The following is a 5,737-nucleotide window of genomic DNA, read 5'->3' on the forward strand; positions in this document are numbered from 1 at the left end:
ATGTTTACATGCCACCTTATTCGTTTTTTTTCCATACTCGTTCTCACAAATATATATGTCTTTATTCGCCATTTTTTAATAGTCCTTTTGTGTAATGATAGACAAAAACACGGAAGGATCCCCCCCGTGTTCTAATTTTTTTTAAGTAATGATCGAATTAGTATTTATCCAATCTACCAAGCATTTCCTTGGCCGATTCGACTTTGTCGTTAAACAAGTTGTATATCTCATCTGACTCACTTTTACCTCTAAGTAAAAAGGCTTTAGCGCTTAGATCATCAAGAATTCCTGAGACTTCATCTACAGCAACACCCTCACGCACTTTATTTAACAACAGCTTATCCAAGTCAGCGATACACTTATCATTGAAGTCTTTTAGGTAATGATCTACCAAGGCTACAACTACCGGTTCGATTTCCATACCTAACTTCTCAGCACTCGATTTTGAAATTCTGACGTTATCATGAGTCACTGAAGTTTTTGGGTCAACTCTATCCTTAAGTCGCCCGACATTATCAAGGTTACCAAAGAGGATTTCTCCATCTGGTGACACATGATCTAATTCAAGAGCTAGGGCTAGGAGCACAGAAGGTAATTTTTGCTTACGAATTTCTTCTTGTCCGAGCTTCATCAAGTCTGGTAACGGTGGATTATGTGACTCGGTATGCACTTGGAAACGAGCACGCGCAGCGGCGGTATCATCCATCACCATAGTACGCTCAAGATACTTACGCTTTAACCCTGTTAATACTTGGGTCATTCGCAGAGGGAAGAAAAACGCAGTGGTCATAATAACGATTTCTGTAGGATTCCTCTTTTCAGGTGTTCTAGCGACTTCAACCTCTACCTTCTTCGAACTGCCAGAGCCGCCCTTAATGTCTTTGAGCATGTGTTCGAGCTGTTCATCAAAAGGATCTCCCGCCTCATTCGTCGGACACTTTTCCCATTTAGGTAAGATAATACAACGTCGTATGACTGGTCCAGATTCTGGCACCTCCATCAACTCTGCATTACCATCAAAGGCTAACATAGGCATCGCATCATTAATGAGCTGCTTAAACTGTTCTCTCAGTTCACCGCCAACGATACCTCCATTATCTTGATAGAGATTCTCCAATATATTTTGTCCGAAAATACCTTGGAAGTCCTTATCGTTTTCCTTGAGATCGACATGAGATGCCGTTGTTTCTTCTTCAACCACCCTTCTAAGAGTTGTGACAATTGATCCTGTAACGTGGTTCTTATCATCCACCATCAGATTTTTGTTATAACTAGAAAACTGTTTATTTTCCCCTCGCTGACGTATCAAAGCCTTCATCACTTCATCAGCAAGCTTATTCTGAATACTCTCGCTAGCTACAAAGTCTTCATCAATGCTTGAGTTAACCTTATCGGAATCCACCATGTAAACTACGTCTTCATCCTTACTTTTCACCTGGTCCTCATTGATTCTCAAGTGGATTTCAGTCTCGAAGTCATTACCTAGTAACTTCAATCTTGTAACAAAATCAGTTACATCTTTCCTTAGCTCTTTTAGTTGAAGAAGTAGTTCGTTTGTCAGTTTTACTGCATACTGAGCCGCTAAGGCGCGTGTTTTATGCATATAATACTGAACACTGAGTGTGTTGTATAAGGCAAATAAACGGTCAACTTTGTTTCCTCCAAATAGGCCAATTTTGCCATACTCAACGGCCACTTTTTCTCTTTCATCATCTTTTTGCTCCAGCTTCTTTCGCTCACTCTCAACATGTTCAGAAAATTCGATTCTTTCGCGTTCAATTTCTTTAACTAAGCAATCAGCTATTTCAGGAAAATAGTGCACTACATATTTAGCATCCATTCTCTCAAATCCATCTACCAGATCTTTTTCAACAGCCTGACGAATGTAGCTGGCATGCTCCCTGACTGACTGTTGTTGAGATTTCACCGAAAAATAGTCTTCGACGCCTCTGCCACGAAATCCTTCACCCCAGTAGTCTTTTGCTCTGCGGTCAAAGTCCTTGAGCCACTTTTTCCGATCACCTTTACCCGCACTCAATGTTGTTCGGACTTGTGCTTCAATCTTAGTCAATCGGTTCCGCCAATCATCTTTAAAAGGTGCATGCTGATCTTCTGCGTCGAGCTTCTCTTGGAAGTCTAGGTTCAAACTCGAGCTCGATGACTTCCAAGTCTCTCGCCGTTTTTGAACAAAACTATCAACACCAAAGTTACTTGCCGTCTTATCTAAATAACGCCTATCATAATTGTTGTAAATTCGGCCTAATAAGAATTGGCGCCCCATTGTAAACGCCAGCTTTTCTTTGATCTCTTTTTCAGGAATAGCCAGCTTCTGCACACCATAACTGCAAAATTTAGTGGATCTATCTCCTCCCTGACTGTCTGCTGGATACTGCTTTCTATCTTCACACGTCAGTCCTTTACGAAAGCTAACAGGAAGATTACCCATCTGGCCAACGGCTATTTGGTAAAGCACCTCAGCAACATTCTCGACTTGGTCATTTAGGCCAACCTGGCGTCCGCCTTCGGTGGTGTCAGTGATGAGAGCACATGAATTAAATGTTCCTTTTATTTGACTTAAGCTTGAAGATCCTGAGCCTTCTACAGACAGTCTTTGCCCAGATTGGCCACTACCTACATTGACATCCCATGGGTGGTAATTACCTAAACTGAATGCGTTAAGTTCCTGCAGTGCAGCATACTGGTTTGCATAAAAGTTTCCTGTATTCACGGATCCGACATCACTCGAAGTAGCAAAAGTGTGCAGATGAACTTTTACCTCACCGTCATGTGCAATCATCTTTTTTTGAATTTGTGTAAGAATGTCGATTACTGTTCCACTTCCTGTGCCGCAACCTAGTGTGCACGCAATGTGAATCTCGGCATCTTTGAAACCACCACCTTCAGTCAGTGCGCTCAGACGATTACTTACCGCTGACAAAACATTGTCTACGCCATTGCCATTGGCAAAAGCCAATCTTCCCATACGCCGAATTTGATCACAACCAGCAGGCCCACTTTGCCCTCTTGTGATTTCATTGACAAATTCTAGATCTGGCTTGATCCAAGGCGAAACACCTGGGTAGCTATCGAGGTTGCTCAACAATCCTGCCGTGCCACTTGGATCTAGCAATACTTTTTCAGTATCCCTAAGACGAAGCGTTTCACCAAATACAGTCCAAGACTTATCCTTTTCACCTTCTCCGTCTAGGTCTCCAGCATTTGAGTCAATGCTGAGAGTTGCTACTCTCGATTCAACTTCTTCACCACCAAAATCATCCTTGAAGCGATATACATCTGGGTAAGATCCGGAGTTCTTCTTTCGCCACTCCACATACATCTTTTTCTTGAGCTCTCTGACCACGACACATCCTGTGCCACCCAAACCGATTACTAGATAATTTTTTTGACTCATATTCTATATACTTTTTATTAAATTTAAAATCACACATCGCGGGGGAATTAGTCTCTCACCTTTATATCCCGATAAGCGGCCCAGGCGATGACACTGAATGGTAGCAGCTGAAACAGCACAAAGAGTCCTACAAGTAAGAATCGGCCAATCAATACTAACTTTGGAGCCTGTTCGTTTAGGCTCTTCTTGGTTTCGGCTACCGCTATATTAACGGCTGACTCGCGAGGATAGGACACCCCAGGATTTTGCTCGAAAAAACGATTCACATCAGCGACTAATACTGCTTCCGAGGTTGAATTCCCTCCCCACAAAAATTTGGATAGTAGAGGTCGGTTATAATCAAAGTTCTCTACCGCAGAATCAGCAAACACCTTTGCTACTGCGACGCGTGATTCCTGTTTGTTCACTGGCACATTCGAGGACTCTCCTGTGCTAGGATGAGGGGCGTTTGAAAAATCCTCTAACTGGTTTCCCTCTTCATCCTGAAGTTCATAAACCGCATCATAGGCCATTTCGAAAGTTTCACCCTTCCACTCATCATCTATGAGAATTTGAACATTCCAAACATCTATAGAAAGCTCCGCCACATCTTTCGTGTACCTAAGAGATGAAAAAACAATCACGAAAATGGCCGTGAAAATGGCCGCCACGCCACACAGCAAATGGTGAACCGAGCTTACTTTAAATTGATTATTCCACAATAATGTAAACTTAGAGCACCCCCACCAGCAAAATGCAGCAAGCACTAGCGCCACTGCTAAAGTGATTAGAAATAATTGTACTCCGTCGGCCCACATGTAAACGATACAGCCGATGAGGAACGTTACTAATTCTTGCATTATATTCATATTTTATCTTTTTGTAGTAGCCTCTCCTTGATCATTGACCCAAGTAAAACACCCTCCATTTTTGGATGCCAAATTAATAAGATATTGGTGCATACCTTCATAAACTAAAGCTGTGGTGTGTATTCTAGCAGGAGAGAACTTAGATTGATTCTGTTGGGTTATGGTATCAATCTCGTGAACTACATCGGAATTTGTTGCTCCGTCAGTCATGAAGTAAATAACTTCTGGACTAGGATTTAACGAAAAAGCCAAATTCATACCAGTCGACCATTCTGTTCCCCCTCCCACATGTTGACTGCTCAGCAACTCAACGGTCTCGTTGACATTATCAGTATTCGCCTTGATCCAACTTTTTTTGTTTCCTAAAAACCAGCCTTGATCACTAAAGATAATAACGGAATATAAAACCTCACTATTAAGATCCTTTAGACTTCTTATCAATTCTTTCTTTAAAATCGACACTCTGATTCCATCCATTGACCCAGAGAAATCTAACACAAAAGCGATAGAGTCACCTTCGTCAAAGTTTCCTAAAAATTGACTCGTTTTTTGTGTATTCAAAAAACCTTGATTACTGGATTCAACATCCTTCGAAGCAGCAAACCCTTGCTGAGGTGCCTCTATTGTAGCGTCATGTCCATATACTGATGCGCTCTCTTCTTTTAAATAAGGAGACTCATCCAAACTCTCTCCGGACTTCTTACATGAGCAGAGGGCTGAAAGATACAATATGGTAACACACGAGAGGGGGCGCATTATTTTACAATTAAATTAAGGCGTTAATATCACGCTCTAGTTCAGATTTCCTTCTATTGAGTCGAACCAACTCTTCTTGAAGAGCGGTATACGGAGGTGATCCAACAGAGGTTTTAGCCAGCTTGGATTCAACGCTTAGCATAGATCGCTGCACCCTAGATAACTCTCTCTGCAACATGTCTCGTTCACTGCTTAATGCTGAATTAGCAGACGAGACAATTCTCATCTCCTGACTCATACTCGCGTTAGCGAGCCTCTCGTGCTCCATGGCTGCATTATAAGCACACCCAACAAACAGGGGTGACATAAGAGTAGGTAAAATCAATTTACACTTAATCACTTTAGCTATTTTTTTAACTTAGAAAAAATTCTCTGGAGAATTTACACTCGTGTTCCCTGCTCAACCTTTAACAATTGTGTTCTAGTTCTTTCTAGACTAGATACTTCTGAGGTGAGTCGCTCAACTTGATTTTTCAAACTCTTTGATCCATCGTTTCGAACTGAGGCCTTCTTAGCATTACTTAAATTAGATTTTTGAGTTCTTAGCACCTTATCTAACTGTTTTCTATTCGCCTTTGCTGTAGCAGCATCCATGTTAGCAATTTTTGATCTCAAACCTTTATTGTAACTAGCTAATTGACGATTTGTAGTCTCTAAATCCTTAATTGACGAAGCTAGCTCTTTATTTTCACCAGCTTCAGCTTTGACATTATTTGCCTGC

4 protein-coding genes are annotated in these 5,737 nt (G+C 41.5%); all 4 read right to left on the minus strand.

The features are described 5' to 3' along the window. Positions 1-157 precede the first annotated feature (157 nt). Positions 158-3,412: a tubulin-like doman-containing protein gene (locus ABGY95_RS08710; protein ID WP_347441290.1), complete on the minus strand. Its 3,255-nt coding sequence runs from the start codon at positions 3,410-3,412 to the stop codon at positions 158-160. 47 nt (positions 3,413-3,459) lie between these two features. Continuing rightward, positions 3,460-4,260, minus strand: coding sequence for a hypothetical protein (locus tag ABGY95_RS08715; RefSeq protein ID WP_347441291.1), 801 nt, complete (start codon positions 4,258-4,260; stop codon positions 3,460-3,462). Positions 4,261-4,263: 3 nt separating this feature from the next. After that, positions 4,264-4,944, minus strand: a complete 681-nt coding sequence (locus tag ABGY95_RS08720) for a VWA domain-containing protein (RefSeq protein ID WP_347441292.1) — start codon at positions 4,942-4,944, stop codon at positions 4,264-4,266. Positions 4,945-5,397: 453 nt separating this feature from the next. Then, a partial coding sequence (locus ABGY95_RS08725; RefSeq protein ID WP_347441293.1) for a hypothetical protein occupies positions 5,398-5,737 on the minus strand: 340 nt, incomplete at its 5' end.

This window comes from Rubritalea sp. (assembly GCF_039830215.1).
Classification (GTDB): Bacteria; Verrucomicrobiota; Verrucomicrobiia; order Verrucomicrobiales; family Akkermansiaceae; genus Rubritalea.

Excerpts from the sequence above, each read along its gene's own strand:
- ABGY95_RS08710 (WP_347441290.1), bottom strand. The coding sequence starts at position 3,412 with ATGAGTCAAAAAAATTATCTAGTAATCGGTTTGGGTGGCACAGGATGT.
- ABGY95_RS08715 (WP_347441291.1), bottom strand. The coding sequence starts at position 4,260 with ATGAATATAATGCAAGAATTAGTAACGTTCCTCATCGGCTGTATCGTT.